Source organism: Pararobbsia alpina (genome assembly GCF_965118125.1).
Taxonomy (GTDB): Bacteria; Pseudomonadota; Gammaproteobacteria; order Burkholderiales; family Burkholderiaceae; genus Pararobbsia; species Pararobbsia alpina_A.
This window is the reverse complement of sequence record NZ_OZ221288.1, coordinates 227,725-253,774: the sequence shown is the minus strand read 5'-3', so window position 1 is coordinate 253,774 and position 26,050 is coordinate 227,725. Positions and strand designations below refer to the sequence as shown.

Here is a 26,050-nt window from a genome sequence, read left to right as displayed (position 1 = left end):
CGATGCCTTAGCGTTCATCAAACGACAGCACCACCTCCTCCGTCACCGGGTATGCCTGGCAGGTCAGCACGAAGCCGGCGTCGAGCTCGGCCTTGTCGAGCGCGAAATTCCGCTCCATCCGTACCTCGCCTCGCAGCAGCTTGGCGCGGCATGTACAGCACACGCCCGACTTGCATGAGTACGGCATATCGAGGCCGGCCCCTGCGGCTGCGTCGAGAATGCTCGGGTCTTCCTGCCTGAACGCGATCTCGCGATGCATGCCGTCGCGCACGATCGTGATGCGCGCAACCGGGGCGACATCGATACGCTCGGCTTTCGCAGCAGCGCCGGCGACCGGCGGCGGCACGCCGAAGCGCTCGACATGGATTCGTTCCGCCGCGAGCCCCGCGTCGAGCAACGCCGCTTCGGCATCGTCGTTCATCTGATGCGGTCCGCAGATAAACGCATGATCGACGGCATCGACGCCGACCAGCGTGCGCAAGACCGTGCCGATCTTGTCGCGATCCAGACGGCCGCCGCTCAGCGGCGCATCGGTTTGCTCACGCGAAAACACGTGATGCAGCACGACGCGCGTCATATAGAGGTTCTTGAGGTCCTCGAGCTCTTCCTTGAACATCGTCGTGCTCTGCATGCGATTGCCGTAGATCAGCGTGCAATGGCAGTGCGGTTCCCGGGCGAGCACGGTCTTCATGATCGAGAGGATCGGCGTGATGCCACTGCCGGCCGCGATAAACAGAAACTCGCGACCGCTTGCGCGATCGTCTACAGATTCAGGCGCGATCACATGAAAGCTGCCTTGCGGCGGCATCACGTCGATATCGTCGCCGACCTGCAAGGCGTCGTTGACCCAGTTCGAAAACGCGCCGCCCGGCACCTTGCGCACCGCCACGCTCAACGCGTTGTCGTCGACACCCGAGCAGATCGAATACGATCGCCGCAAATCGGTCCCGTCGACATGCTGGCGCAGTGTCAGATACTGCCCGGCCGAGAAGCGAAACGTGTCAGCCAATGTATCTGGCAGATCGAACGTAACGACCACGGCATCGTCGGTGTCGGCGCGAACCTGGCGCACTCGCAACGGATAGAAATCGGTGTTCATGACTCGCTCGTCGTGCTGACGCTCAGATCGGTTTGAAATACTCGAAGGGCTCGTGACAATCGCGGCAGCGATACAGCGCTTTGCACGCTGTCGAGCCGAAGGCCGACAGCCGCTCGGTGTGCGCGCTGCCGCAGCGCGGGCACGCCACCGGTGCCAATGCGCGGCGACTCACAAAGCGCAAGGGCTGCACGCCCGGCCGACCCTCTGCGTTATCGCCGGTGTTGTCGCCAGCCTTATCGCCAGCGGCCGCCGCGCCCGAGGGCGGCGCAATGCCGTATTCGCGAAGCTTGCGGCGGCCTTCGTCCGTGATCCAGTCGGTGGTCCACGCCGGCGCGCGACGATGCGACACCGCGACGGACACATAGCCGGCCTCGTCCAGTGCCTCGCGCACGGCGGCTTCGATCATCTCGGTCGCCGGGCAGCCCGAATAGGTCGGCGTCAGCACCACATCGACATGCTCGCCGTCGCAGCGCACATCGCGCACGATGCCGAGTTCCCGAATCGAAACGGCCGGCACTTCCGGGTCGAGTACGGTGTCCAGGACTTGCCACACGTGACTCGCCATCGCCGGGGATCCCTCGACACGTGGAGCGACCTTCGCCGGCGTGATCATTCGTGCGGTCGCTGCCATCGGGCCGCCTTCACCGAGTGCGCTCATATCGAGTTCAGGGATACCGGGAAATGCGCCGTGGGGCCGGGTCTTGTCGATCACGATCATCACCAGACCCCGCCCGGAAATGCCCGCTGCAAATGTTGAAGGTCCGCGAGCACGTACCCCATATGCTCGCTATGACGGCCGAACTTGCCCGTGCTTTCGAATCGCGTCGCCTTCGGTGTCACCAGCCCCGCCTCTGCGAGCGTGTCGCCAATCTCCGCGAGCCAGGCATCCTGCAGATCGGCCCAGCGCGGTCCGAGTCCCGTTGCCTTCGCATGGTCATCGACGGCATCCTCGGAAAACGGCTCCCTGAAATACGGCCAGAGCATGTCGAGCGCGCTTTGCGTGCGCCGTGCCGATTCGTCCGTGCCGCGTGCGAGACGTATGACCCAATCACCCGCATGCTGCTTGTGGTACCGCACTTCCTTGACCGCCTTGCCTGCGATGGCCGCCAGCTCTTCGTCGCTGGAACCCGCCAGCGCTTCCCAGATCAATTGCAGCAGACTCGCGAGCAGATAGATGCGAACAACGGCGACAGCAAAGTCGCCGCGCGGCAACTCGACCAGCGTCAGGTTCCGGTAATCGCGCTCTTCGCGCAGATACGCAAGCTGATCCTCATCGTGCCCGGCGCCCTCGCGTTCGCCCGCGAGCGTGAGCAGCGCGCGCGCCTGGCCGATATAGTCGAGCGCGATGTTCGTCATCGCGATGTCCTCCTCGAGGATCGGCGCGTGCCCGCACCATTCGGCGAGCCGTTGTGCGTGAATCAGGCACGTATCACCGAGCCGCAGGAGATATTGAACCGACGGATCGTCAGACACCCGGATCGAAGCATTCATCGTCATTTCGCTCTCGTTACCCACTCACGTGTCTCGTTGCTCATTGCGCATCGCTCTTTGCTCTTTGCTCTTTGCCTGCCGCTTCACCGGCTCCAGGACGCTTCCAGTCAGCCTCGCGGCCAGTTCAGTGAAGCAACCGCAGCGACCCTGCGCCCCGCCCCGCACTTACATATGGTTCAGGGAATCCGGCAACTCATAAAACGTCGGATGCCGATAAATCTTGTCGTCGGCGGGATCGAACAGCATCGATTTGTCGCGCGGGTCGGAGGCAACGATCTGATCGGAGCGCACGACCCAGACGCTCGTGCCTTCCTGACGACGCGTGTAGACATCGCGCGCGAGCTGCAACGCCATCGCACCATCGACGGCGTGCAAGCTCCCGCAATGCTTGTGATCGAGGCCCGCCTTGCTACGCACGAACACCTCCCACAGCGGCCATTGCGAGCGTCGCGTGGAATGGCCTTCAGCCGATGCTTTGGCGGTGCCGTCGGCCGTTGTGGAGCCCGTGGTTGAGCCCGTGGTTGAGGCCTTGATCGAAGCAGTTGTTGAGGCCCCTGCGTCAGCACCCTGACCGCGCGGATCTTGTGTATTCGTCGTCATACCGTGTCCTGTTTGCTCGAGTAAGCCAGCGCAGCCTCACGCACCCATGCGCCGTCGTCCCACGCTTTGACGCGTGCAGCAAGACGCTCGCGATTGCACGGACCGTCACCGTTGACGACCTGCCAGAATTCGGCCCAGTCGATCGCGCCAAAATCATGGTGCCCGCGCGCCTCGTTCCAGCGCAGGTCCGGGTCGGGAAGCGACACGCCAAGCGTTTTCGCCTGCTCGACCGTCGCGTCGACGAACTTCTGACGCAGCTCGTCGTTGGAATTGCGCTTGATGCCCCAGCGCATCGACTGCGCGGAGTTCGGCGATTGATCGTCGGGTGGCCCGAACATCATCAGCGACGGCCACCACCAGCGATTCACCGCGTCCTGCACCATCTCGCGCTGCGCATCCGTGCCACGAGTCATCATCGTCAGCAACGACTCGAACCCCTGTCGCTGGTGAAACGACTCCTCGCGGCACACGCGGATCATGGCGCGTGCATACGGTGCGTAAGAACAGCGGCAGATCGGCACCTGATTCATGATCGCCGCGCCATCGACGAGCCAGCCGATCACGCCGACATCGGCCCAGCTCAGCGTCGGATAGTTGAAAATCGAACTGTATTTCGCGGCGCCCGTATGCAGCGCATCGAGCATCTGGTCGCGCGACACACCAAGCGTTTCGGCCGCCGAGTACAGATAGAGGCCGTGCCCCGCTTCGTCCTGCACCTTGGCCAGAAGAATGGCCTTGCGCTTGAGCGTCGGGGCACGCGTGATCCAGTTGCCCTCGGGCAGCATGCCGACGATTTCCGAATGCGCATGCTGGCTGATCTGCCGCACCAGCGTCTTGCGATAGTGAGGCGGCATCCAGTCCTTGGGCTCGATGTACTCGCCTGCATCGATACGTTCGTCGAAACGGGCCGCACGCGCGGCGTCGTCGGCCGTCTGCGCCGGCACCGACGACGCGGGCTCCTTGCCCATGGTGTCCATCGCCTGGGTGTACATAATGACTGTACCTACGAAAGTTGCAGATTGCGTTGATCGATGACGCGGCGCGCCTTGCCCGTAGCCGTACGCTCGATACCGTCCGGCGGCAACACGGAGACGACGGTCGAGATGCCGACCAGCGTCTTGATCCGGCCGCGCAGCCACGAAGCGATTTCGTCGACTTCGGCGTCCGTGACGGGATCGTGGCTGTGATGAAGCTCACAGCGCACCTCGATCTGGTCAAGGAGGCCATCGCGTGTGACCACGATCTGATACTGGCCGCACAAGCGCGCATGCTGCATGACGATCTCTTCGATCTGTGTCGGAAACACATTAACGCCGCGAATGATCAGCATGTCGTCGGAGCGGCCGACGATCTTGCCGATCCGCCGGAACGAGCGCGAAGTCGGCGCAAGCAGTCGCGACAGGTCGCGCGTGCGATACCGGATGATCGGCATCGCTTCCTTCGTCAACGACGTGAAGACGATTTCGCCTTCGCTGCCGTCAGGCAATACTTCGCCGGTGACGGGATCGATGATCTCGGGATAAAAGTGGTCTTCCCAGATCGTCGGACCATCCTTGGTCTCGATGCATTCGCTCGCAACGCCCGGCCCCATCAGTTCGGAGAGTCCGTAGATATCGACGGCGTCGATGCCGGCCTTGCGCTCGATATCGCGCCGCATCGCCTCCGTCCAGGGCTCGGCGCCGAAAATGCCGACCTTCAGCGAGGTATCCGCCGGGTCGAGTCCCTGCCGGTAGAATTCCTCGATCACGACCTGCATATACGACGGCGTGATCATGATGATGTCGGGCTTGAAGTCGCGGATGATCTGCACCTGCTTCTCGGTCTGACCGCCCGACATCGGCACGACCGTGCATCCCGCGCGCTCGGCGCCGTAGTGCGCGCCGAGTCCGCCCGTAAAAAGCCCGTATCCGTACGAGACGTGGACCATATCGCCACGGCGTCCGCCTGCCGCGCGAATCGAGCGCGCAACCAGATCCGCCCAGGTATCGATATCGTTCTTCGTGTAACCAACGACCGTCGGCTTGCCCGTCGTCCCGGACGACGCGTGCACGCGAGCCAGTTGTTCACGCGGTACTGCAAACATGCCGAACGGATAGTTGTCGCGCAGATCCTTCTTGGTCGTGAAGGGAAACTTCGCGAGATCGGCCAGCGTCCTGAGATCGGACGGATGCACGCCCTTTGCGTCGAACGCGGCGCGGTAGTGCGGCACGTTCTCGTAGGCACGCGCGAGCGTGACCTTCAGACGATCGAACTGCAACGCCTCGAGTTCGTCGCGACTCGCGCGTTCGATCGGCTCGAGGTCGTGAGCGGCGGGTTCGCGCACGGGCATGGGCATGTCTCCTTGTCAGATCGCAACATCGTTCGATCGCCGGATCACCGGATCGACGGTTGGCCTCTGGTCTGTTGTAGTCAGCGTTCGTAGTCAGCGTTCAGTAAAGCGAGGCGCACGCTTGTTTCGAAACGCGTCGACGCCCTCCAGAAAGTCCTTCGAGCCACCCAGTGCGTGCTGATGCGAGGCTTCGCGCACGAGTGCGTCTCCAAGCGAGAGGTGCTGGGCTTCATCGAACGCGCGACGGATCGTCGCGAGCGCACGCACGGGCATGGTCGCCAAACGTTGTGCGATCGACGTCGCCTCCCGTTCGAGATCCGCGTCGGCGACACATTTCCAGATCAGGCCCATTTCCAGCGCTTCACGCGCCGGCAACTTGTCGCCGAGCAAGGCCAGACCCAAAGCACGCGCGCGGCCCGCAAGCCGCGGCAACAACCAGGTGCCGCCCGTGTCGGGCACGAGCCCGATCTTCGCGAAGGCCTGAATAAAGCTTGCGGACTCCGCGGCGACCACGATGTCGCCACCCAGCGCGAAGTTGGCCCCTGCGCCTGCAGCCACACCATTGACGGCCATCACGACCGGCACCGGCATGGACCGCATTCGCAGAACAAGCGGCGTGTAGAAGTGTTCGATCATGCGGCCGAGGTCGCCATGCGAACCGTCGCTGCGCGGCGCGACCAGCGGGTCGGCAAGATCCTGCCCGGCGCAGAACGCGCGCCCGGCTCCGGTGACGACAACCGCACGCACGCTGGCGTCGGCGGCCGCCTGCTCGAACGCTTCGAGCAGCGCCGTGAGCATCTCACCGTTGAAGCTGTTGAGCGTGTCCGGACGATTCAATGTGATCGTCCGGACAGCTTCCGAATGCGCAATCAAAACCGATGACACCGCGGTTGAAACGTTGGACATCGTTGTCTCCTCCACGGCGTTCGGGGCTTGCCGCAGATCTGCTAAATTCATTGACCGACCGGTCGGGTGAACTTATATTAGCCAACATCCAAGGCTTGTCAAAGGCTTTTTTCAATTTAATTTGAGGGCTCGAAGGCGTCGGAATTTCGCAACCCCGCGCGCGAACCGGAGCATCGCCGGTTGCCGTCGCGCGCGGGTTTCGCGATCCTTGCGGTTGAGCTTTCAGGAGACGCGGTATGCCCTGCTATGCCATCGATGGTGTGATCCCGGTTGTCGACCCGAGCGCGTTCGTTCACCCGACAGCGGTGCTGATCGGCGACGTGAGGATCGGCCCGGAGTGTTATGTCGGCCCGAACGCGAGCCTGCGCGGAGACTTCGGACAGATCGTGCTCGAGCGCGGCGCGAATCTGCAGGACAACTGCGTGATGCATGGCTTTCCCGGCAGCCCGACCGTCGTCGAACAGAACGGCCATATCGGGCATGGCGCTGTGCTGCATAGCTGCATCGTGCGGCATGATGCGCTGGTCGGCATGAATGCCGTCGTCATGGACGAGGCCGAGGTCGGCGTCGAGGCGATCGTCGCGGCCAACAGCTTTGTGCGTGCGGGCATGCGCGTTGCGCCACGCACGCTGGTTGCGGGCACGCCGGCGAAGGAAATCCGGGCGCTCAGCGACGATGAAGTGATGTGGAAAAAGGAAGGCACCGAGGCGTATCACGATCTGACGCGCCGTTGCCTTGCGACGCTTGTGGAAGTTCAGCCGTTGACCGCAGTCGAAACCGACCGTCCGACGCCCAAGGCGCCGGGCGTCCTCCCTCTCGTTGCGACAAGGAAAACCTCGTGAGCGACTCCGCCCTCGACATCCAGATCGACGCCCGCGGCGTCGCGCATCTCACGCTCGACCGCCCCGATGTGCTCAACGCCTTCGACGAATCGCTGATCGCCCAGATCGCGCACGCGTTTCTCACGCTCGAAGCGAATCCGCAGGTGCGTGTGATTCTGCTGTCGGCGCGCGGACGCGTATTCTGCGCGGGCGCCGACGTCGCCTGGATGCGTCGCGCGGCGGCCAACACGCACGAGGACAACCTCATCGATGCGCGGCGATTCGCGGGGATGATGCATGCGATCCAGTCGAGCTCGCGCCCGGTCGTCGCGCGCGTTCAGGGCGGCGCGTATGGCGGAGGTGTCGGCCTGATCTGCGCGGCCGATATCGTGATCGCCGCCGAGCATGCGGTCTTCTCGGTGAGCGAAGCCAAGCTGGGGATTCTGCCCGCGGTCATCGGCCCTTATCTAACCAATGCAGTCGGACTGCGTCAGGCGAGACGCCTCGCTTTGACCGCCTCTTCGATCACCGCTGCCGAAGCGCTGTCGATCGGACTGGTTCACGAAATCGCACCCGAAGCGCAGCTCGATGGCGCGGTCGAAAAGACGCTCGGCGATTTGCTGCGCTGCGGTCCGCATGCGCAGGCTGAGATCAAGAAGCTGTTCGGCACGTTCTCCGTCGGACCGATCACCGAAGACGTCCGCGACCGCACGGCAAGCGCCATTGCGCAAGTGCGCGCGGGCCCTGAAGCCAAGGAAGGCTTCGGCGCGTTTACGGAGAAGCGCAAGCCGGCATGGACCGTCGACGTGGAATAACCACGGAGCGCGATCCGATTTGGGCAGACGTATCCGTCGCGCCCGCAGGCCGTTACGGCCGCGGCTCGAATATGGCGGCTTTGTCAGCTACGCCTAATGAGCATCAATGTCGATCGATCTCGATCGACGGCCCGGAGCAAGCCCGACCGACATCGACCCACTCACAAATGATCGAGCGGCAACGGCGCGAGCCCCTTGATCTCGCGGATCACCACGCTTGAACGGATCGCGCTGACGCCGGGCAGCTTGAAGATCACGTTATGCAGAAACGCGTCGTAGCGCTCGATATCGGGCGTGACCACGCGCAGCAGATAGTCGGCCTGCCCCGTCGTGCTCCAGCATTCGACAATGGCTGGACATGCCGCGACTGCGCGTTCGAATTCTTCGACGACGTTTTCCACATGCCTCGCGAGATTCACTTCGGCGAGCACGCAATTGCCCAGACCGACGCGACCGCGATCGAGCAGCGCCGCGTAGCGCTTGATAATCCCTTGCTTTTCAAGCTCCTTCACCCGCTTCCAGGTCGGGGTCGCGGACAGACCAATACGCTCCGCAAGTTCCTGCACGGTCAAACGGCCATCGCTCTGCAGCTGATTAAGAATCTTGACGGAATGTGCATCGAGCGAGTCGGGATCGAACATAAACACGTCCAGTGAGAAAGATCTTTTTTTATTAGTAGCGAAAACGGATACCTTTGGGAAGCCTTTTTTTGCGGTGCCCGCTTAGCATCGATGTCACTCACGGCCGTTTGCGCGCGATCCGCGCTCGGCCGCCACGACAACGACACGAGACAAACCGAGGCTCACATGGCCCAGGCACCGACACTTGACCATGCGGAAGTAGTCCGCTCCACCGATAACAACGTCGACTGGGAGCGCGTGGCATACCTGATTCACCTCTCCCGCGCACTCGACGAACTCGAGGAAACCGTCCTCGTCCCCGAAAAGAAAGTCCTCTATCAGTTTTCCGCGCGCGGGCACGATCTCGCGCAGATCCTGCTCGGACTTCGCCTCTCCGATCCGCGCGACGCTGCGTGCGGGTACTATCGCTCGCGCCCGCTTCTGCTCGCGCTCGGCGTCGATCCGGCCGACGTACTCGGCTCGTCGATGGGCCGCGCAGGCGGGTATTCCGACGGGCGCGATATCGGCGTCGTCTTCAACTATCCGAACCCGTCGGGTGCGACAGCTTTACCGATGTGCGGCGGAGTCGGTACGCAATACACGCCCGCCGCGGGCTGGGCGCAAGCACTCGAGTATCGGGCGAACACGCTCGGTGACGTCGAGTGCCGCGATGCGATCAGCGTCGTGCTCGGCGGCGACGCTTCGGTGGCGACCAACGGTTTCTGGTCCGCGCTGACGATCGCCACGACGCAGGACCTGCCGTTGCTGTTTTATATCGAGGACAACGGCTACGGCATCTCTGTCCCGGGAACGTTTCAAACACCCGGCGCGAATATCGCGAGCAATCTGGCGAGCTTTGCGAATCTTCACATTCTGTCGGGCGATGGCACGAAACCGGACGAAGCCGCAACGCTCGTCGACGAAGCCGTCCAGTACGTCCGCACGCAGCGCAAACCCGCGCTGCTGCGACTCACGGTTCCTCGTCTTCAAGGACACAGCTTCCAGGACACGCAAGGCTACAAGTCCGCGAATGTGATTGAAGCTGAATGGCAGCGCGACCCATTGCCTCGTCTGCACGATCATCTGGTGCCGGCGGCCATGAGCGAATCGCAATGGAAAGCGATTGGCGAGCGCGCGCGCGAAGCGGTCGACGTGGCTCGCAATGAAGCCGAGGGCCGCCAGGTCAGCGACCCGGCGCGTGTCACGACCCATGTGTTTTACGACGGCGAGCTGCAACAGCGCGGCGGCCAGTGGAGCGAGGGCTATTCTGCGCCCGCCCCCGTGCTCGAACCCCGCCCCGAAGGGACACGCATCAATATGGTCACCGCGATTCGCCGCACGCTCGATCATGAGCTTGCGGTCAACGACCGCGTGCTCGTGTTTGGCGAGGACGTGGGCCCGAAGGGCGGTGTCCACGCAGTGACGCTCGGCCTGCAGGACAAGTACGGCTCGGATCGCGTGTTTGATACAAGCCTGTCCGAAGAAGGCATCATCGGCCGCGCGGTCGGCATGGCCCTCGCGGGCCTGATGCCCGTGCCCGAAATCCAGTTCCGCAAATACGCCGACCCTGCCACCGAGCAAATCAACGATTGCGGCACCATCCGCTGGCGCACGCACAATCGCTTTGCAGCGCCGATGGTCGTGCGCATTCCGGGGGGCTTTTTCAAGTGCGGCGACCCGTGGCATAGCCAGACCAACGAAGTGCAGTTCGTTCATGCGCCTGGCTGGAAAGTCGCTGTTCCGTCGAACGCCGAGGATGCGGTCGGGCTATTGCGCACGTCGCTGCGCGGCAACGATCCCGTGATCTTCTTCGAACACCGCGCGATGCTCGATGCCGCATGGGCACGCCGCCCCTACCCGGGTGACGATTACGTGTTGCCGTTCGGCAAAGCGCGCACCGTACGAAGCGGCAACGATCTGACGATCGTCACGTGGGGCGCCATGGTCGAGCGATGCGAACAAGCGGCCGAGGGCCGCTCGGTCGACGTCATCGACCTGCGCACGCTGATGCCCTGGGACCGCGAAGCGGTGCTCGAATCGGTCACGCGTACGCACCGCTGCCTGATCGTGCACGAAGACATCGGCACGGCAGGGTTCGGCGCGGAAATCGCGGCGGTCGTTGCCGATGCCGCATTTATGGAGCTCGACGCACCGGTGTCGCGTCTGACCATGCCTGATATTCCCAGCCCGCACCATCCACGCCTGATGGAATACGCGCTGCCGTCTGTCGACGACATCCGCGCAAAAATCGACGATCTGCTGGGATTCTGACGATGCAAACCGTTCACGACCAACACGCTCAGCCCGTTCTCGCACCCGTCGATCAGGAAGGCACCAAGGCCATCGTACGCGCATGGCTCAAGCCATCGGGCGCCTCGGTTCGCAAGGATGAACCCATCGTCGAACTCGAGACCGACAAGGTGCTCGTCGAAGTCTGCGCGCCCTGCGACGGCACGCTCGAGATCGTCATCCCCGAGAATGCGGACGCGACGCCCGGTAGCGTACTCGGCCATATCCGTGCCGACGACGCGCGCGAAGCCTCGTCCGAACCCGCGCCTGCGTCACCCGAACAACGACCGGCCGCGCTTGAACACAGACTCGCTTCCGATGCGACGCAACGACTCTCGCCATCCGTACGGAAGCTCGTGGCGGAAACCTCGATCGATCCGTCGAGCGTGGAAGGCACGGGTCGCGGCGGCCGGCTCACGCGCGCCGACGTGGTCCGCGCACTCGAGCAACGTGACACGCAGCAACCGACCGATCGCGAACGCGAAGCCGTGCGTGAAGCGGTGCGTAACGCAGCGGCGCAGTCGCAGCACGCTTCGGTGCGCGTGCCGCATAGCGCGATGCGACGCCGCATCGCCGAGCACATGCAGCAGTCGGTCAGCACCGCGCCGCATGTGACGGCAGTCTTTCAAGCAGATTTCAGCTCGATCATCGCGCATCGCAAGAAACACAAGGATGCGTTCGCAGCCAACGGCGTGCACCTGACCTATACGGCGTATTTCATTGCTGCATCGGTCGAGGCGATGCGTGCGGTGCCTGAGGTCAATAGCCGCTGGCACGACGACTATCTTGAGGTCTTCGGTGATATCAACATCGGTGTGGGTGCCTCGCTTGGGGACAAAGGCCTGATCGTGCCCGTGATTCATCAGGTACAGGACCTGTCGCTGCTCGGCATTGCTTCACGCCTGCAACGCGCGACCGAAGCCGCGCGCTCGGGCAAGCTCAAGCCGGCCGATGTCCAGGGGGGCACGTTCACGATCTCGAACCATGGCGTATCCGGTTCGCTCGTCGCGGCGCCCATCATCATCAATCAGCCGCAATGCGCGATTCTCGGCATCGGTGCGCTCGAGAAGCGTGTGGTCGTGCGCGAAGTCAACGGTAACGACACGCTGCAGATCCTGCCGTGTGCGTATGTATCGCTGACGATCGACCATCGCGCGCTCGACGGCACGCAGACCAACGCGTGGCTCACGCGCTTCGTCGATGTGCTCGAGCATTGGCCGATCGACTCGGCAATGTGATTTCGCATGGCTCGACGCCTTGCGTCTGATGCTTCAGACGTAAGGCGCGCCACTGCATCCGGGCGGCATGTTTTCGAAGGTGAAGCGAATCGCTTCGCGAGATGCGCCCCGACAACGGTGCTCCGACGTCGCCTCGAAACATCCCGCTAGAAAAAGAAAATACCGATCGGTGGCTGAAGCGACTTGACCGCGGCGGTCGCACTCGCGCAATTCAACAGCTTGCCGGTTGGCGAGACGGTGCACCGGTCGATCAGATTGTCGTAGTAGCTCGCAACATACGCATCGTTGCCGATAAACGTGAGGCCTGACGACGTGTACAGATTGTGCACGCCGGCATCCGAGCACGCATTGAGTCTGCCGTCGCTACCGAACGTGCATTGCAGGACGATTTGTACTTGTTGCTGTTGATTGACGTAAAGCGTCGAACCCTCGAGCACGAGATCCAGGGGTTCATTGAACTGGAGGATGCCCGTCACTTCGGCCGGCGAGCAATTCGTTGCATTGCCCGACGCATCGAGCGTGCATTCGATGATCTGATTGCCGGAGTAGCTTGCAACCAGCAAAGTCGACCCATAGACCGCCAGACCCTGCGCATTGTCCGTACCGGGGATGCTCATCGGCGAGCAATTCGACAAGGTCCCGTTCGATCCGACGCTGCATCGGCTCACGGATCCGGTGCTGTTGGTCACGTAGGCGAACGACGCGCTGAACGCGATGCTTTGCGGGCCCGTCAGCGATCCCGTGAATTGCGAACAGTTCGACAGACCCCCAGCCCCGAGACTGCAGATGTAGATGCCGCCATCGCCGATAAGGTACATGTGCCCGTTGTGCATCGTGGCCGAGCCGACTTCGTATGGCGGGGTCGGTGCGCGTGAGCATGAGGTCAGATCGCCCGAACTCGCTACCGCGCACAGGTACATGCCGTCGGTCGTAAGGACGTAGGCATTGTGCGAGATCGGGGAGTACGGAATGTAGACGTAACCGAGTTCCACCTGCCCCACGTTGTTCGTATAGCTGTAGGCGAGCGTCAGCTTCGCCGAAGTGGCCTGCATTGTCGGCTCGTAGTTGAGCGTCACCGTGCATGAGGTTCCGGTGCTGACCTGCGCGCACGGCGTCGGCGTACTCGCGAACGTCCAGCCGGATGGCAGCGACGATGCCGACGTCACCACATTGAGTCGCGTTGCCGTACCGCCGTCGCTGGTCGTGAACGTGACCGTGACGTGTGTGGTGGCGCGCAGATCGGTTTCGATCGTGCCGGCGGGGCTCACCGTGCCGACAATCGTATCGGCCGCGCCCGTCGATGACGCCGGTCCCATCACCGCGGCCGCATTCACCGCTCCGCTGACGGCGCCCGTCCCGTCGGCATTCGAACCGTCCGCGCTCGTGTGCGAGCTGCCGGCACCACCCGACGACACGGATGACGCGCTCGCCGCTGCCGCACTCGCGGCACTCGCGGCACTCGGCGATTTGGCCGCGCCCATCGACACACCGCCCGTCGATCCGCCGCTGTCGTCCGACGAACCGCCGCATCCCGACACTGACAGCGCAAGCGCCGTCAGGCTCACCGACAGAACCGCAAGCAGGTACTTACGCATCGGGATCACCTTTTCACACGCGTCGAACTGCCTGGGTTATAGCGGTGAGAGTTAAAAGGTGTCGGACGAGATATAGGCGAAAAGAGCCTGGGGCGCACGTGAATGTGCGTATGCAGCATCAGGGGACAAAAGACCCCCGACGGAGGAGAGCGCCGGGGGTCACACAGGGTACACCACGCGTACCGGGGAATACGCGCGAAATCAATGTACACCCCGCTCAGCGGAATTTCAGGGCGGCATGTTCGAGCGCGGCAAGCAGGATGACCGCGTGATTGTGCGTCGGGTTCGCCGCGCCATACACAAGCGTCAGCGTCTTGCCGGCAGCCTCATGAAGCAATTCGGCCATGCGCGTCTGTTGCCCGGCGTCTTTCAGTTCGACGTCGTATTGCTTGTGAAAACTTTCCCAGTCATCGGGTGCCGCATGAAACGCTTTGCGCAATGCGGTGCTCGGCGCGAGGTCGGGCAGCCATGCGTCGAGCGCAAGCGTTTCCTTCTTCAGTCCACGCGGCCAGAGCCGATCGATGAGTACGCGATAGCCATCGCCGGGCTCGGGATCGACATACGCGCGCTTGATCTGTATGTGCGACGGATACGAATGTGCGTGTTTGACCATCACGTATTCACCGGACTCTCGACGGCCGGAACCTGAATCGACGTCAGCACGTCGCGCGTCGCCTGTGGGATCGGTGTCGACTGCCCTGTCCGGCGATCGACGTACACATGCACGAAAAATCCTGCCGCCGCGATCTCGTCTTCGTCGTTACGAAAAATGCCGACTTCGTACCGCACGCTCGACGTGCCGATCCGCGTGACCCGGATTCCGACATGCACCACATCCGGAAACGCGATCGACCGGTAGTACGAGCAGCCCGTCTCCACGACATAGCCGACCACATCGCCGCCATGAAAGTCGAGCACACCGCGTTCAACGAGGAACGCATTCACGGCTGTGTCGAAGTAGCTGTAGTAGTGGACGTTATTGACGTGGCCATACACGTCGTTGTCCATCCAGCGCGTCGCAATCGCACGCACATGAAGAAAATCGGCCCGGCGGGCTTCACGCAAGTTCACAGGCCGCTCCTCGATCGTTGTTGGCCGAAAAACGCGTGGCGCTCTGCTCAACGCACGTCGCCGGATCCGGCACGCCTGTTTCCTCGACAAGCCACTTCAGCGTCTGGCCATTCGGCACCGCGGCGAAACATGGATCGGTCATGAAGCCCCCTTGAGTGGACCCACAGGATAGCGCCGATCGGCCGTACCGGGCGGCACGCACCGTTTCGCAATCCGGCTCCAATCCGACTTGCCGTTTTCCGATTTGATAGTTATAGTTTTACTATGTTGTTTTATCTCTATTGAGGATCTTATGGCGACTCAACGCCGATCTCCGCTCGCCCTGGCCGTGCTGGCCCTGCTTGTTGAAGCACCGATGCACCCCTATCGGATGCAACAGCTGATCAAGCAACGCCACAAAGGGGATGTCATCAACGTCCGGCAGCGCACGAGCCTCTACCAGACCATCGACCGCCTGCTGCGCGGTGGACTCATCGACATCCGCGAGACCGGCCGCGATGGCAACGCGCCGGAACGCACCGTCTATGAAGTCACCGAGTCGGGTCGTGATACCTGCCGGATCTGGATGCGCGAAATGCTGTCGGCGCCGGGGCGCGAATTCCCCGAATTCCCGGCAGCGATCGCATTCCTTCCCCTGCTCTCGCCGGACGACGTGCGCCGCCAGCTCGATATGCGCATCGTCGCGATCGAAGCCGAAATCGTGCGGATCGATACCGGCATGCGTGCGGCCAAAGACATTGTTTTACCGCGGCTCTTTTCCCTCGAAAGCGAGTACGTGCGGGCCATGCTCACCGCCGAACTCGAATGGGTCCGTGGCGTCGTCGACGACCTGAGCCAGGGGACCATCACGTGGTCACCGGAATGGCTTCACGAGGTCTCTGAGCACTTCAGCAAAGCGGGCACCTTCGCCCGCTCATGATTTCCGGAGCTTTTCATGACCACACTCCCCCTCGGCGTCATCATCATCGGTGCCGGCACCGGCGGCCTCTGCCTGGCGCACGGCCTGCGCCGCGAAGGCATCCAGGTTCAGGTGTTCGAACGCGACCGCACACGGGCCGACGGCTTGCAGGGTTACCGCGTCGGCATCGATCCGCACGGCATGCAGGCGTTGAAAGCGTGCTTGCCTGCCTCGCTGTACGACACGTTTATCGCCACGTGTGCACGCACGCCGACTTGTCTGAACTATCTGACCGAAAATCTGCGCGAAGTCCTGAGCCTCGACTGGAGCGGCTCGACTGACGACGCAATCGGCAAATCGGTGAGCCGCATGACGCTACGGCAAGTGCTGCTGACCGGTCTGGAGGATTGCGTGCAGTTCGACAAGACGTTTGTCCGCTACGAACAGCATGCGAACGGCACCGCCACCGCGTGGTTCAGTGATGGCACGAGCGCGACAGCGAACCTGCTCGTCGGCGCCGATGGCGCGCGCTCGCCAGTACGCCGTCAATTCCTGCCGCATGCACGCACCGAGGACACAGGCATCGTCAGTATCGGCGCAAAAGTGCCGTTGACCGACGAAACGCGCAAGTTCCTCACGCCCAATATGGCCCGCGGCATTTCGCTCGTGATGGCGCCGAAAGGGTTCGGTGCGATCGTCCACGTGATGGATCTCGACTGGAAAAAGCGCCTTGCCGATGCTCACGCTCACGTCGGCACGAGTGACGACGCACTGCTCGCGCAATGGCCTGGCCTGCTCTACGACAACACGAGCGACTATGTGATGTGGGGCGTCTGGGGTGCGCGCCGAAACTGGCCTGCCGATCCGATGACATTGCGCGGCTCGGCATTGGTCGCGCTATCGGCCGAAGTGACTCACGGATGGCACCCGAACATGCGCGCATTGATCCGCCTCGCTGACCCGACCACCGCGTTTGGCGTCAATGTCCGGACCTCGGTGCCGGTCGAACCGTGGACCACAACCAACGTGACAGTGCTTGGCGACGCGATTCACTTGATGACGCCGGGCCGCGGAGTCGGCGCGAACACGGCGTTGCGTGACGCGCAGCTGCTTGCTGAACGGCTCGGTGCGGTGGCCCATCAGGGCATGTCACTGCATGAGGCGGTCGCGGGTTATGAATCGCAAATGCGTGAATACGGCTTTCATGCCGTCGCCGAATCGCGCAAGCGCTTCGACGAACGCTATGCGATGCATCGGCCGATCGTGGGACGTTTTGCTCTGGGTGCGATGCGCACGAGCATGCGCGTCGTCAATGCGGTACCGCCGCTCAAACAACGCATGATCGACGCACAAAGCCGGTTTCGCGGCGCAACGGCCGACACGAGTTCGACCTCGACCGCGTAAAAGCGTGGGATCAGGCCGCTTCGGCCTCGAGCATTTGCGCCTTGGCGCGGCTCAGTGACTGGTTTTCGGTGCGAATCGACTGAAGCATGCGCTCGTTCGCCTTGAACACCGCATACGACGGCGCCTGGCGCAGCTGGCTGTCATGCAGCGTGAGCAGCTTGCAGAACGCGGCGTAGGCTTCGTCGTCGAACGACCAGGTGCCCGTTGCCGAACCCTGCGCGTGTGTACGGAACAGGTGTTCCTGTGCTGCGATGATGTCCTTGTCGTGACCTTCGCCGTAGCCGTCCTCGGCCATAAAGCAGCACACGAACAGGATTTCGGCCATCGTGCCCATATAGGCGGCGTCACCCGCACCGCGGTACAGCGCCTCGAGCTTGAGGTGCTGCTCGATCGACAAATGATCGAACAGTCCTTGTGGCAACGGCAGCAGCATCGCCTTGCTTCGAACCGGCGGAACAAACGTTACGCGTTTCGATTTGGTCTGGCTGGTGGAGGTGCGCGCGGTCATCGGGTCAATCCATTCAAAGCAAGTATCCGGGTTATCGGCAGGAAGCCCGCCGGGCTTGAGGACGGAAGAAACACCGGATATTCCCTGATATTTCCGATCGCGCCCCATTGACGCATCGCCACAGGCCAAATTACGATCGCTTCTATGCTTATCTCCCCGACCCGCCTTCAGCTTGATTCCGCGCCGACGTGTTGTCCCGTCCGGCCGACGGCGTTTGTCGACTAGCGCATTCGCGCAACGATTTCACCCCGACACCCGAGGCCGCAGTGTTTTAACGACACTGCGGCCTTTTTCTTTTGTGCCCCGCATCCGCAGATATCTGGAGACTCGCCTGATGGCACTGCACCTGTACGACACGTATGAGCGCACGCTGCGCCGCTTCGAACCGATCGACGCCGCACAGGTGGGCCTCTACTGCTGCGGCCCGACGGTCTACGACCATGCCCATATCGGCAATCTGCGCAGCTATCTGTTCGAAGACCTGCTGCGCCGTACACTCGAGTTCAACGGCCACCGCGTGCGTCACGTGATGAATATCACCGACGTCGGCCATCTGGTCTCCGATGCCGATGAAGGCGAAGACAAGATGGAAAAAGGCAGCCGCCGGACGGGTCAGTCCGCCTGGGACATCGCTAAACGCTTCACCCGGGCGTTTCGCGACGACCTTGCCGCGTTACAGATTCACGAGCCGACGGTCTGGTGCCGAGCGACCGACCATATCGCCGAACAAATCGCGTTCGTGGCCGATCTCGAGGCAGCCGGCTACACATATCGGACCGATGACGGCATCTACTTCGATACCAGCCGGCAGCCCGATTACGGCTGGCTCGCCCGACTCGAGCGAAGCGGAATACGCGCGGGTGCGCGGGTCGAACTCGGCGACAAGCGCTCGCCGACCGACTTCGCGCTCTGGAAATTCAGCCCGCGCGACAGTCAGCGCCAGATGGAATGGGACAGTCCCTGGGGACGCGGTTTCCCGGGATGGCATATCGAGTGCTCGGCCATGTCCGAGAAATATCTCGGCGCGTGGTTCGATATTCATTGCGGCGGCGAAGACCATATCGGCGTCCACCATTCCAACGAAATCGCCCAGACACAGGCGCGCCACGGCACGCGGCTTGCGAACTTCTGGATGCACGGCGCCTTTCTGCAGACGGGCGACGCGAAGATGTCGAAGTCGAGCGGCGAATTCCTGCGTCTGCAGACGCTGGTCGATCGCGGCTTTGAACCGCTGGCCTATCGGTATCTGTGCCTGACCGCGCATTACCGGAGTCCGTTGAGCTTCGACTGGCAGGCGCTGACCGCCGCGCAAACCGGGCTGGAACGGTTACGCGATGCCTACGCTGCTGACGATTCGGCGGGGGATGCTGACGTGAGCGGCAAGGTCGACGTCGATGCCCTGGCGGCGTTTCGCGACGCACTCGACGCAGATCTCAACGCGCCCCGCGCGCTCGCCGTCGTCTGGCGTGTCGCGCGAAGCGCGACCGAGCCGGGCGTCAAACGTGCGACGCTGGATGCTTTCGACGCCGTGCTTGGGCTCGACATCGCGCATTCCGCACGGAGCGCGCGCAGGGCACCGCACGGGGCGCGTGCTGATTCCCCGCCGCCCGAGGTGCTTGAGCTTGCGCAGCAACGCGCGCAGGCCCGAAAGGAGAAGCGCTGGCACGACGCCGACGCGCTGCGCGGCGAAATCGCAACACTCGGCTTCGATATTGAAGATACCGCCGACGGCGCGCTGTTTAGACGACGTTTCGACAAAGCGGCAACGTGAACGTCAACGATAGCCACGACATGAAGTCGATATGACCCAAAAACAAAACTGGTATTTTCCCGTAATTAACAAAATTTTCATGTTTATGTGAATGGATCGTCAGCTTCTCTCACAGAGAATGGACCCTCCTGAATAAAAAGGTGTTCACATCCGATGAATCAACTTCAGGCGATGCGTGTTTTCCTGAAGGTCGTTGAGCTAAAAAGCTTCAGTCTCGCGGGCGAGCAACTGGGCATTTCGCGTCCGGCCGTGACACGCAGCATTGCGATGCTCGAAGAACATTTCAACGTGCGGCTGCTGCATCGGAGCACCCACAACGTATCGGTCACCGAAGCCGGGGAAGCGTACGTCGACGGCGTACGTGACGTGCTCGAGAAGCTCGACGAAGTCGAGGCCGAGGTCAATCGCACGGTTCGGGAACCCAAGGGCACGCTGCGCATCGCCGCGCCCACATCGTTCTCGGTCACCGATCTCGCGCCGATGCTCGCCGACTACCGTCGGCGCTACCCTGAGGTGCGGCTCGAAGTTTCGCTGCTCGACTCGCATGTCGATATGGTCGAAGGACGGTTCGACGCGTGTTTCGTCGCAGACCCGCGCGTCGCCTCCGCCACGCTGGTAAGTCGCGCGCTATCGCCGATCACGCCCGTGATGGTCGCTTCGCCCGACTATCTGTCGCGCGCCGGCGTGCCCGGCGAGATGGCCGACCTCGCGGGCCACGATCTGCTCGCGCTCGCCGAGACCGGCCGCCAGACACTGACGCTTGCGACACCGTCGGGCACCGAACGCATGGAATACGAACCGGCGCTCGCCGCGACAAGCAGCGTGCTGGTCCGTGAAGCGGCGCTTGCCCATATGGGCATCGCTGTCGTGCCCGAAGACCTCGTGCGCGACGATCTCTCGCAAGGACGGCTGCGGCGCGTGCTGACGCACTGCGCGGTTCAGACGCCTCAGCGCCAGATGTCGATTCTGTATTCGGGACGCCGCCACCTGTCGGCCAAGGTCCGCAGCTTTATCGAATTCGCCGTCGCCTACTTCCGCGAACGCCACCACCACGCCGATATGTCGACCCCGCCGTTCGCGGCCGAGCCGGTTTAAAACGGCACAAAGCGGCACCACACGGGGCCTCGCACGCCGGCCGATCCGGCGTGCACAAGCCAAGTTAGAATTCACGGACTGCGGCCACGCCGCTGATCCGACATAACGTCACGCCGGTCATGGGCAAAATCCTCACCATCGAAGACGACGAAGTCACCGCACAGGAAATCGTCGCAACGCTCAAGCAGCACACCTTCGATGTCGAATGGGTCGACAACGGCCGCGACGGCATGGTTCGCGCGGTCAGCGGCGAGTACGACGCGATCACGCTCGATCGCATGCTGCCGGGCCTCGACGGCCTGACGATCGTCACGACCATGCGCAGCGTCGGCGTCGACACGCCGGTGCTGATGCTGAGCGCCCTGTCCGACGTCGACGAGCGTGTACGTGGCCTGCGAGCCGGCGGCGACGACTACCTGACCAAGCCCTTCTCGCCCGACGAAATGGTCGCGCGCCTCGAAGTGCTGCTGCGACGCGGCGCGCGTTCTACCGAGCCGCGGCAAACCCTGCTGCGCGTCGGCCCGCTCGAACTCGATCTCGTCAGCCGCACCGCCAAGCGCGACGGACAGACGCTTCAGCTGTTGCCCACCGAATTCAAGGTGCTTGAATTCATGATGAAGAACCCCGGCCAGACGCTTACACGCACGATGATTTTCGAGGCGGTCTGGGGCTATCACTTCGACCCGGGCACCAATCTGATCGACGTGCATATCGGCCGGCTGCGCCGCAAGATCGACCCACCCGGCAGCGATGCGCAGCTGCATACGGTGCGCGGGTCGGGCTACATCCTTGGCAACTGACGTGCAGCGCTGGCGTACCTCGACGTTCCGGCTTATCGCGCTCTATACAGCGATCTTCGCGATCTGCGGGTCGGCGCTCGTCGCCTTCATTTATTGGCAATCGGCCGGCTATATGACCGAGCAGGCCGATGCGCAGATCGACTGGGAAGCGCACTACTTCCGCTCGCTCGGACCAACCGCGATCTCCGATGAAATCGCCCAACGCATCACGGCCGCTCACCTGCATGTGACCTTTATCGGGCTGTTTTCACCGCAAGGGATACGCCTCGCCGGCGATGTGCCGGATATCCCGCACGAGCTGCCGGTCGACGGCGCCAAGCACACGATCGGCAAGCTCGAGACGTCCGTGGCCGCGTCGCGCGTCCCGCTCGCACGAGCGAGCGCGATGCGTCTGCCATCGGGCAATATCCTCGTGCTCGCACGCGATCTCGGCGAGGTCAAGGAGTTGCGCTCGTCGATCCTGCGTGCACTGTCGTATGGCGGGTGCTTTGCGCTGATCTCGGCGTTCGCCGGGATGGTGCTCGTCAGCGTGCGACGCAATACGCGTATCCGCGCCCTGCAGCGCGTCGCCCAACAAATCGCACGCGGCGACCTTCAGCGCCGCTTGCCGCAATCGGGCAGCGACGAGCTCGACATGCTCGCGCAGATCGTCAATCACATGCTCGACGAAATCGAACGGCTGATGGGCGAGATCAAGTCGACCTGCGACAACATCGCACACGATCTGCGATCGCCGCTCAGTCGCGCGCGCACGCTACTGATGCGCGCGACGCAGATGCAGCCCGGCCCCGTCGCCGAGCCGCTCGAACGTGCCCTGACCGAAGTCGACGTTGCGCTCGGACGCTTCCGGGCGATGCTGCGGATTTCGGAAATCGAAACCATGCACCGGCGCGGCGGCTTCACCACATTCAATTTCCGTGAGCTGATCGAGGAAGTCGCCGATCTCTACGGGCCGCTTGCCGAAGACAAGGGCCTCGATTTCCGGTCGGACCTGATCGACGTCGGGACGATTCATGCGGACCGCGCGCTGCTGTTCGAAGCGCTCGGCAATATGCTCGACAACGCGATCAAGTTCACGCCCGTGGGCGGCCTCGTCCGAATCAACCTGCATCAGGATGGGCCGGGCGCACGCCTTGAAGTCATCGATAGCGGCCCGGGTATCGCTGCCGACGAACGCAAGGCAGTCACGCAGCGCTTCTATCGCAGCGAACGCACCGCGCAATTGCCGGGTTCCGGATTGGGATTGAGCGTGGTCGCCGCGGTCATGCGGCTGCACAACTACGCGATGCGCATCAGCGACGCGACGCCTGTCGCGTCGACCGGCACGCGCATCACCGTCTGTTGCTGGCCGCAACCGCTGGCTTGACGTCCGCGACGCCTTCGAGATCGCCGGCGGCCACCACGGCGGCTTCGACGGCAGGCGCGCGAGCCCAGACCTCGACGCGCGACGCGTCGATGGAAAAGCGGTAGCGCGTTCCGGTCACCACGGTATCCGCCCCTGCTGCGTCGCGCCGCGTGCCGATATCGACCACGACGTCGGAGGCGTCGCCGACGCGCGTTTCATCGCGTTCAATCCAGTCGAGCACCAGGTCGCCCGCACGCAGCTCCACGCAGACCCGGTTGGGCATCTCGACTCTGTCTTCGACGATCGCCTCGAACGCGCCGCGCGGATCGCGCGTCAGCGCGTGCGACGGGATTCTGACCAGGCACGCTGAACCGGGCTCAAGCACGCACTGTTCCGACTCGATAACCAGATCGGCAGCGCCGTTGACCGTGATCACGACACGTCCACGAATATGTACGCGTGCCTCGAACACATTGTCGACACCGAGCAGCTTCGCGACTTCAAGCGAGCCCGGCTGCCGGAACAACGCGCTTGCGGGTCCATGCTGAAGCACGCGCCCCGCCGCCATCACGACGATTTCATCCGAGAGTTCGGCAGCATCCTGCGGATCGTGCGTCACAATCAGCGTGGTCCCGTCGAAGTCATGCTGCAAAGCCCTTAACGCGCGCCGCAGCCGGGTGCGCAACGGCGTATCGAGCGCGGCAAACGGCTCGTCGAGCAGCAGCAGATGACTCGTTCGAGACAATGCACGCGCCAGCGCGACGCGCTGCTGTTGACCCAGAGATAGTTGCGAAGGCAGGCGATCGAGCAAGGGCATCAATTCAAAGCGGCGGGCCCAGAACGCCGCGCGCTCGGGCGACGCATCGGGCGCAAATAGCAATTGCTCGGCCACGCGCAGATGCGGAAACAACGCGTAGTTCTGAGGCACGTAACCGATCTGTCGTGCTTCGGGCAACAGCGCATCGAGCGAATGACCATCGACGACCACGAGCGACGTCGAACCTTCCTCGCTGACACGACCCGATATCCGGCCTGCCACCCGATCTGCGCTCGCGATATCGCCGGAGTACGAGCGGCCGCGCCAACGGCGGGCGCGCTTTGCCTCGTCAACGTCGCCTTCTCGTCCTTCGAGTCCCGCGATCATGCGCAAGCTCAGTGATTTGCCCGAACCGGACGGACCGAGGATCGCGATACGTCGCGCTTGCGTACGCAACGCGACATCCAGCTCGAAGCCGCGATAACGATGCCGAAGATGGAGATCGAGTGAAGACGTGGCGTGGGAACGCTGTGCGGCGTGATATGAGGCCGCAGCGCTTTCGATGCGACGTGCGGCGTGACCGTCGCTTGCCGCGCGCAAGCGCCGATGACGAAGCCAGCCAACCGCCGCGACGATCACAAGCACCGACAACAGCGTCGGGACAAGGATCGGCAGCATCTGCGCCAGACCCTGACTGCCGAAGCTCACGAACGTAAAGACCGGCAGCGAATACGGGTGATAGGCCACCATCACCGTCGCACCGAACTCGCCCATGGCACGCAGCCATGCGAGCAGCAGCCCCGCGAGGATCGTCGGCCATGCAAGCGGCAACGACACTTTGAAGAAGCGCGCCCAGGCTCGATGCCCCAGTGTGGCGGCGACGTGCTCGAGATCGCGATCGACAGAAACAAACGCCGAGCGCGCCGCGACGATCAGAAACGGCGCGGCGACAAACGTCTCGGCGAGCGTCACACCGGCGAACGAATCGGTCAGCGGCAGGCCAAGCGATACCGCCCAGCCACCGATCAGGCTATAAGGTCCAAGCAGAAACAGCAGCAACACGCCTGCGACCAGCGGTGGCAGCACGAGCGGTAGTTGAACTAGAAATCCGAGGCCCCTGACCCAGGGGCCATCGTGCCGCGCGAGAAAGTAGCCGAGCGGCACACCGCCCAGCCCAATCAATAACGTCGCGAGCGTCGCGCTCGCAAACGACACCTGCGTCGCGTCCCAGAGCGCGTGCTGACGCAGCGCAGTCCAGTCCGCGAGGGCGAGTTGCGGCACCACGGTCACGAGCGGCGCGATCAGATAGATCGCGAGCAACGCGCCGAGCCACCACAACGGTCGCGGCAGGTTCATCGCGGCACTTACTGTGCGGCCACCGGCCGCGCGAGCACGCCTTGCAGATCGGCAGGCACCGCCGACGCATCGCCGCTGATCGTCGGCGTCTTCACCTCGATGCCGGCATCGCGCATGATCTGACGGCCTTCGTCGCTCAGCAGAAACGCCACGAACTTGCGGCCACCTGCTTCGTTCGGCGCATTGTTCAACACCGTGATCGTGTAGCTCGCCTTGATGTTGAAGTCAGACGGCAGGCGCACGGCCGGAATCCGCAGATCCGTCGTCTCTGTCGTATAGAAGAAGCCCGCGTCGAGCTGACCCGCCTGCAGACGGCCCACGAGCGTTTCTTCGGGCATGACCTGCTCAGGGTTCTCCGCGTCGCCGAGCATGCGTTGCGACAAGGTCGGATCGTTATAGAGCTTCTGCGCCTGCTCGAGCAGTTGCATCGTGAACGCGCCCTTCGGATCGAGCTTCGGATCCGTGCGGCCGATGCGGATGCCCTTCTGCGTCAAAGCCTTGTCCCAGCGTTGCGTGAGCAGCGACTGGGCAAACTGGCTTTGGGGGTTATAGCCGATCAGCAACGGCGACTCCGCAAAGCCCGCGTACCAGGTCACCCAGTTGCCATTGTCGGCGCCCATCAGGCTTTTGTTGACCGTCGGGCTCGCGCTGATAAAGACATCCGCGCGGCGCAGCTTGCCGCGGATCTGATTCGCGAGCATGTTCGACCCGCCTGCAAAACCCTGGAACGTCGAGCCGGTGGCTTTTTCGAATGCCGGTCCGACGCGCTGTTCCATCATATGCACGAGCGAGCCCGCGTACATGACATTAACCGTATCCGCCTGCGCCGCGACGGCGCCGAATGCGAATACGCCTGCGATGACGACCGACGCAACGGCGCGCAGCTTCTTGAACATGGTGCGATCCCTGTGAGTGCCTGAGAATGAGGACGTGAACGTCGTAATGCCGTTGAAAAGGTCGTCGTATCCTACGATACATAACCGGGAGCGGCAAGCAAGCATCATGCGCGCCCATCTGTATCCGCGGAGGCAGCCGATACAGCCGCTGCTGCCGCAGCTGCAGACGAGGAAGCGGATGAATTCGTCGAACGAGTCGGTGCGTTCGATTTGGCCGGCGTTGCCGTAGCAGTCGATACAGTCAGCGCGGCGGCCAGGTGAGAGCGTCGTGCAACGCGCCGCAACGCAATCGCCAGCTTGCCGTGGAACTCGTCGCCCGGCCGCTTGCCGAACGGCAGCCATCAGC

At 63.0% G+C, this 26,050-nt stretch carries 25 protein-coding genes; 10 read left to right on the top strand and 15 right to left on the bottom strand.

Annotated features, from left to right (window positions below):
* Positions 1 to 7: 7 nt before the first annotated feature.
* The 7 genes from paaE to ACMFWR_RS19600 all read right to left on the bottom strand — a co-directional run bounded on the left by paaE (position 8) and on the right by ACMFWR_RS19600 (position 6,425).
* The gene (paaE, locus tag ACMFWR_RS19630; RefSeq protein WP_413196362.1) at positions 8 to 1,099 is read right to left on the bottom strand and encodes a 1,2-phenylacetyl-CoA epoxidase subunit PaaE; all 1,092 of its coding nucleotides are present in this window, start codon (positions 1,097 to 1,099) and stop codon (positions 8 to 10) included.
* 22 nt (positions 1,100 to 1,121) lie between these two features.
* Positions 1,122 to 1,772: a 1,2-phenylacetyl-CoA epoxidase subunit PaaD gene (paaD, locus tag ACMFWR_RS19625; protein ID WP_413197293.1), complete on the bottom strand. Its 651-nt coding sequence runs from the start codon at positions 1,770 to 1,772 to the stop codon at positions 1,122 to 1,124.
* A gap of 44 nt (positions 1,773 to 1,816) precedes the next feature.
* On the bottom strand, positions 1,817 to 2,590 hold the full coding sequence (gene paaC / locus ACMFWR_RS19620; RefSeq protein WP_413197292.1) for a 1,2-phenylacetyl-CoA epoxidase subunit PaaC: 774 nt from the start codon (positions 2,588 to 2,590) through the stop codon (positions 1,817 to 1,819).
* Positions 2,591 to 2,755: 165 nt separating this feature from the next.
* Entirely contained in the window at positions 2,756 to 3,022 is a 267-nt protein-coding gene (gene paaB, locus ACMFWR_RS19615) for a 1,2-phenylacetyl-CoA epoxidase subunit PaaB (RefSeq protein ID WP_413197291.1), read from the bottom strand.
* A gap of 164 nt (positions 3,023 to 3,186) precedes the next feature.
* Positions 3,187 to 4,182 carry a 1,2-phenylacetyl-CoA epoxidase subunit PaaA gene (gene paaA, locus ACMFWR_RS19610; protein WP_413196361.1) on the bottom strand — a complete coding sequence of 332 codons (996 nt, stop codon included), beginning with the start codon at positions 4,180 to 4,182 and terminating at the stop codon, positions 3,187 to 3,189.
* Between the two features lie 11 nt (positions 4,183 to 4,193).
* Entirely contained in the window at positions 4,194 to 5,519 is a 1,326-nt protein-coding gene (gene paaK / locus ACMFWR_RS19605; RefSeq protein ID WP_413196360.1) for a phenylacetate--CoA ligase PaaK, read from the bottom strand.
* A gap of 93 nt (positions 5,520 to 5,612) precedes the next feature.
* Positions 5,613 to 6,425 carry an enoyl-CoA hydratase-related protein gene (locus ACMFWR_RS19600; protein ID WP_413196359.1) on the bottom strand — a complete coding sequence of 271 codons (813 nt, stop codon included), beginning with the start codon at positions 6,423 to 6,425 and terminating at the stop codon, positions 5,613 to 5,615.
* Positions 6,426 to 6,661: 236 nt separating this feature from the next.
* Between ACMFWR_RS19600 and ACMFWR_RS19595 the strand changes: the two genes are divergently transcribed.
* The gene (locus tag ACMFWR_RS19595) at positions 6,662 to 7,267 is read left to right on the top strand and encodes a phenylacetic acid degradation protein PaaY (protein WP_413196358.1); all 606 of its coding nucleotides are present in this window, start codon (positions 6,662 to 6,664) and stop codon (positions 7,265 to 7,267) included.
* Positions 7,264 to 8,061 (top strand): enoyl-CoA hydratase-related protein, encoded by a 798-nt coding sequence (locus ACMFWR_RS19590; RefSeq protein ID WP_413196357.1) that lies wholly within the window; start codon positions 7,264 to 7,266, stop codon positions 8,059 to 8,061. Before ACMFWR_RS19595 ends, ACMFWR_RS19590 begins: the two co-directional genes overlap by 4 nt.
* A gap of 161 nt (positions 8,062 to 8,222) precedes the next feature.
* Here ACMFWR_RS19590 and ACMFWR_RS19585 read toward each other — a convergent pair whose 3' ends face one another.
* Complete coding sequence (locus ACMFWR_RS19585; RefSeq protein ID WP_413196356.1) at positions 8,223 to 8,702, bottom strand: Lrp/AsnC family transcriptional regulator; 480 nt, start codon at positions 8,700 to 8,702, stop codon at positions 8,223 to 8,225.
* A 165-nt stretch (positions 8,703 to 8,867) separates the two neighbouring features.
* Here ACMFWR_RS19585 and ACMFWR_RS19580 point away from each other — a divergent pair, with 165 nt between their 5' ends.
* Both ACMFWR_RS19580 and ACMFWR_RS19575 read left to right on the top strand, forming a co-directional pair.
* Entirely contained in the window at positions 8,868 to 10,952 is a 2,085-nt protein-coding gene (locus tag ACMFWR_RS19580; RefSeq protein ID WP_413196355.1) for a transketolase C-terminal domain-containing protein, read from the top strand.
* Between the two features lie 2 nt (positions 10,953 to 10,954).
* Positions 10,955 to 12,208 (top strand): dihydrolipoamide acetyltransferase family protein, encoded by a 1,254-nt coding sequence (locus ACMFWR_RS19575; RefSeq protein WP_413196354.1) that lies wholly within the window; start codon positions 10,955 to 10,957, stop codon positions 12,206 to 12,208.
* A gap of 146 nt (positions 12,209 to 12,354) precedes the next feature.
* Here ACMFWR_RS19575 and ACMFWR_RS19570 read toward each other — a convergent pair whose 3' ends face one another.
* The 4 genes from ACMFWR_RS19570 to ACMFWR_RS19555 form a co-directional block, all read right to left on the bottom strand.
* Positions 12,355 to 13,803, bottom strand: coding sequence for an NEW3 domain-containing protein (locus tag ACMFWR_RS19570; RefSeq protein ID WP_413196353.1), 1,449 nt, complete (start codon positions 13,801 to 13,803; stop codon positions 12,355 to 12,357).
* A gap of 217 nt (positions 13,804 to 14,020) precedes the next feature.
* Entirely contained in the window at positions 14,021 to 14,416 is a 396-nt protein-coding gene (locus ACMFWR_RS19565; RefSeq protein ID WP_413196352.1) for a DUF488 domain-containing protein, read from the bottom strand.
* Positions 14,416 to 14,868: an acyl-CoA thioesterase gene (locus tag ACMFWR_RS19560; RefSeq protein ID WP_413197290.1), complete on the bottom strand. Its 453-nt coding sequence runs from the start codon at positions 14,866 to 14,868 to the stop codon at positions 14,416 to 14,418. The genes ACMFWR_RS19565 and ACMFWR_RS19560 overlap by 1 nt, the downstream gene beginning before the upstream one ends.
* The gene (locus tag ACMFWR_RS19555) at positions 14,861 to 15,016 is read right to left on the bottom strand and encodes a hypothetical protein (protein ID WP_413196351.1); all 156 of its coding nucleotides are present in this window, start codon (positions 15,014 to 15,016) and stop codon (positions 14,861 to 14,863) included. The genes ACMFWR_RS19560 and ACMFWR_RS19555 overlap by 8 nt, the downstream gene beginning before the upstream one ends.
* 150 nt (positions 15,017 to 15,166) lie before the next feature.
* Between ACMFWR_RS19555 and ACMFWR_RS19550 the strand changes: the two genes are divergently transcribed.
* Together ACMFWR_RS19550 and ACMFWR_RS19545 are read left to right on the top strand one after the other, a co-directional pair.
* Positions 15,167 to 15,793 (top strand): PadR family transcriptional regulator, encoded by a 627-nt coding sequence (locus tag ACMFWR_RS19550; RefSeq protein WP_413197289.1) that lies wholly within the window; start codon positions 15,167 to 15,169, stop codon positions 15,791 to 15,793.
* Between the two features lie 15 nt (positions 15,794 to 15,808).
* Positions 15,809 to 17,176 (top strand): FAD-dependent oxidoreductase, encoded by a 1,368-nt coding sequence (locus ACMFWR_RS19545; protein ID WP_413196350.1) that lies wholly within the window; start codon positions 15,809 to 15,811, stop codon positions 17,174 to 17,176.
* Between the two features lie 10 nt (positions 17,177 to 17,186).
* Here the strand turns inward: ACMFWR_RS19545 and ACMFWR_RS19540 are convergent, their stop codons facing one another.
* Complete coding sequence (locus tag ACMFWR_RS19540; protein ID WP_413196349.1) at positions 17,187 to 17,684, bottom strand: Fis family transcriptional regulator; 498 nt, start codon at positions 17,682 to 17,684, stop codon at positions 17,187 to 17,189.
* A gap of 334 nt (positions 17,685 to 18,018) precedes the next feature.
* Between ACMFWR_RS19540 and cysS the strand changes: the two genes are divergently transcribed.
* From cysS to ACMFWR_RS19520, 4 genes are all read left to right on the top strand, one after another.
* Positions 18,019 to 19,455 carry a cysteine--tRNA ligase gene (cysS, locus tag ACMFWR_RS19535; protein ID WP_413196348.1) on the top strand — a complete coding sequence of 479 codons (1,437 nt, stop codon included), beginning with the start codon at positions 18,019 to 18,021 and terminating at the stop codon, positions 19,453 to 19,455.
* Between the two features lie 153 nt (positions 19,456 to 19,608).
* Positions 19,609 to 20,550 (top strand): LysR family transcriptional regulator, encoded by a 942-nt coding sequence (locus tag ACMFWR_RS19530; RefSeq protein WP_413196347.1) that lies wholly within the window; start codon positions 19,609 to 19,611, stop codon positions 20,548 to 20,550.
* A gap of 119 nt (positions 20,551 to 20,669) precedes the next feature.
* Positions 20,670 to 21,350 carry a response regulator transcription factor gene (locus ACMFWR_RS19525; protein ID WP_413196346.1) on the top strand — a complete coding sequence of 227 codons (681 nt, stop codon included), beginning with the start codon at positions 20,670 to 20,672 and terminating at the stop codon, positions 21,348 to 21,350.
* Positions 21,340 to 22,716, top strand: a complete 1,377-nt coding sequence (locus ACMFWR_RS19520) for a sensor histidine kinase (RefSeq protein WP_413196345.1) — start codon at positions 21,340 to 21,342, stop codon at positions 22,714 to 22,716. Before ACMFWR_RS19525 ends, ACMFWR_RS19520 begins: the two co-directional genes overlap by 11 nt.
* Here the strand turns inward: ACMFWR_RS19520 and ACMFWR_RS19515 are convergent.
* Positions 22,682 to 24,808, bottom strand: coding sequence for an ATP-binding cassette domain-containing protein (locus tag ACMFWR_RS19515; RefSeq protein WP_413196344.1), 2,127 nt, complete (start codon positions 24,806 to 24,808; stop codon positions 22,682 to 22,684). The genes ACMFWR_RS19520 and ACMFWR_RS19515 overlap by 35 nt on opposite strands.
* An 8-nt stretch (positions 24,809 to 24,816) precedes the next feature.
* On the bottom strand, positions 24,817 to 25,704 hold the full coding sequence (locus ACMFWR_RS19510; protein ID WP_413196343.1) for an extracellular solute-binding protein: 888 nt from the start codon (positions 25,702 to 25,704) through the stop codon (positions 24,817 to 24,819).
* Positions 25,705 to 26,050 lie beyond the last annotated feature (346 nt).

Coding starts and splice junctions, on each gene's coding strand:
- paaE (WP_413196362.1), bottom strand. CDS start 1,099: ATGAACACCGATTTCTATCCGTTGCGAGTGCGCCAGGTTCGCGCCGAC.
- paaC (WP_413197292.1), bottom strand. CDS start 2,590: ATGAATGCTTCGATCCGGGTGTCTGACGATCCGTCGGTTCAATATCTC.
- paaA (WP_413196361.1), bottom strand. CDS start 4,182: ATGTACACCCAGGCGATGGACACCATGGGCAAGGAGCCCGCGTCGTCG.
- paaK (WP_413196360.1), bottom strand. CDS start 5,519: ATGCCCGTGCGCGAACCCGCCGCTCACGACCTCGAGCCGATCGAACGC.
- ACMFWR_RS19600 (WP_413196359.1), bottom strand. CDS start 6,425: ATGTCCAACGTTTCAACCGCGGTGTCATCGGTTTTGATTGCGCATTCG.
- ACMFWR_RS19595 (WP_413196358.1), top strand. CDS start 6,662: ATGCCCTGCTATGCCATCGATGGTGTGATCCCGGTTGTCGACCCGAGC.
- ACMFWR_RS19585 (WP_413196356.1), bottom strand. CDS start 8,702: ATGTTCGATCCCGACTCGCTCGATGCACATTCCGTCAAGATTCTTAAT.
- ACMFWR_RS19580 (WP_413196355.1), top strand. CDS start 8,868: ATGGCCCAGGCACCGACACTTGACCATGCGGAAGTAGTCCGCTCCACC.
- ACMFWR_RS19575 (WP_413196354.1), top strand. CDS start 10,955: ATGCAAACCGTTCACGACCAACACGCTCAGCCCGTTCTCGCACCCGTC.
- ACMFWR_RS19570 (WP_413196353.1), bottom strand. CDS start 13,803: ATGCGTAAGTACCTGCTTGCGGTTCTGTCGGTGAGCCTGACGGCGCTT.
- ACMFWR_RS19565 (WP_413196352.1), bottom strand. CDS start 14,416: ATGGTCAAACACGCACATTCGTATCCGTCGCACATACAGATCAAGCGC.
- ACMFWR_RS19555 (WP_413196351.1), bottom strand. CDS start 15,016: ATGACCGATCCATGTTTCGCCGCGGTGCCGAATGGCCAGACGCTGAAG.
- ACMFWR_RS19550 (WP_413197289.1), top strand. CDS start 15,167: ATGGCGACTCAACGCCGATCTCCGCTCGCCCTGGCCGTGCTGGCCCTG.
- ACMFWR_RS19545 (WP_413196350.1), top strand. CDS start 15,809: ATGACCACACTCCCCCTCGGCGTCATCATCATCGGTGCCGGCACCGGC.
- ACMFWR_RS19540 (WP_413196349.1), bottom strand. CDS start 17,684: ATGACCGCGCGCACCTCCACCAGCCAGACCAAATCGAAACGCGTAACG.
- cysS (WP_413196348.1), top strand. CDS start 18,019: ATGGCACTGCACCTGTACGACACGTATGAGCGCACGCTGCGCCGCTTC.
- ACMFWR_RS19530 (WP_413196347.1), top strand. CDS start 19,609: ATGAATCAACTTCAGGCGATGCGTGTTTTCCTGAAGGTCGTTGAGCTA.
- ACMFWR_RS19525 (WP_413196346.1), top strand. CDS start 20,670: ATGGGCAAAATCCTCACCATCGAAGACGACGAAGTCACCGCACAGGAA.
- ACMFWR_RS19515 (WP_413196344.1), bottom strand. CDS start 24,808: ATGAACCTGCCGCGACCGTTGTGGTGGCTCGGCGCGTTGCTCGCGATC.
- ACMFWR_RS19510 (WP_413196343.1), bottom strand. CDS start 25,704: ATGTTCAAGAAGCTGCGCGCCGTTGCGTCGGTCGTCATCGCAGGCGTA.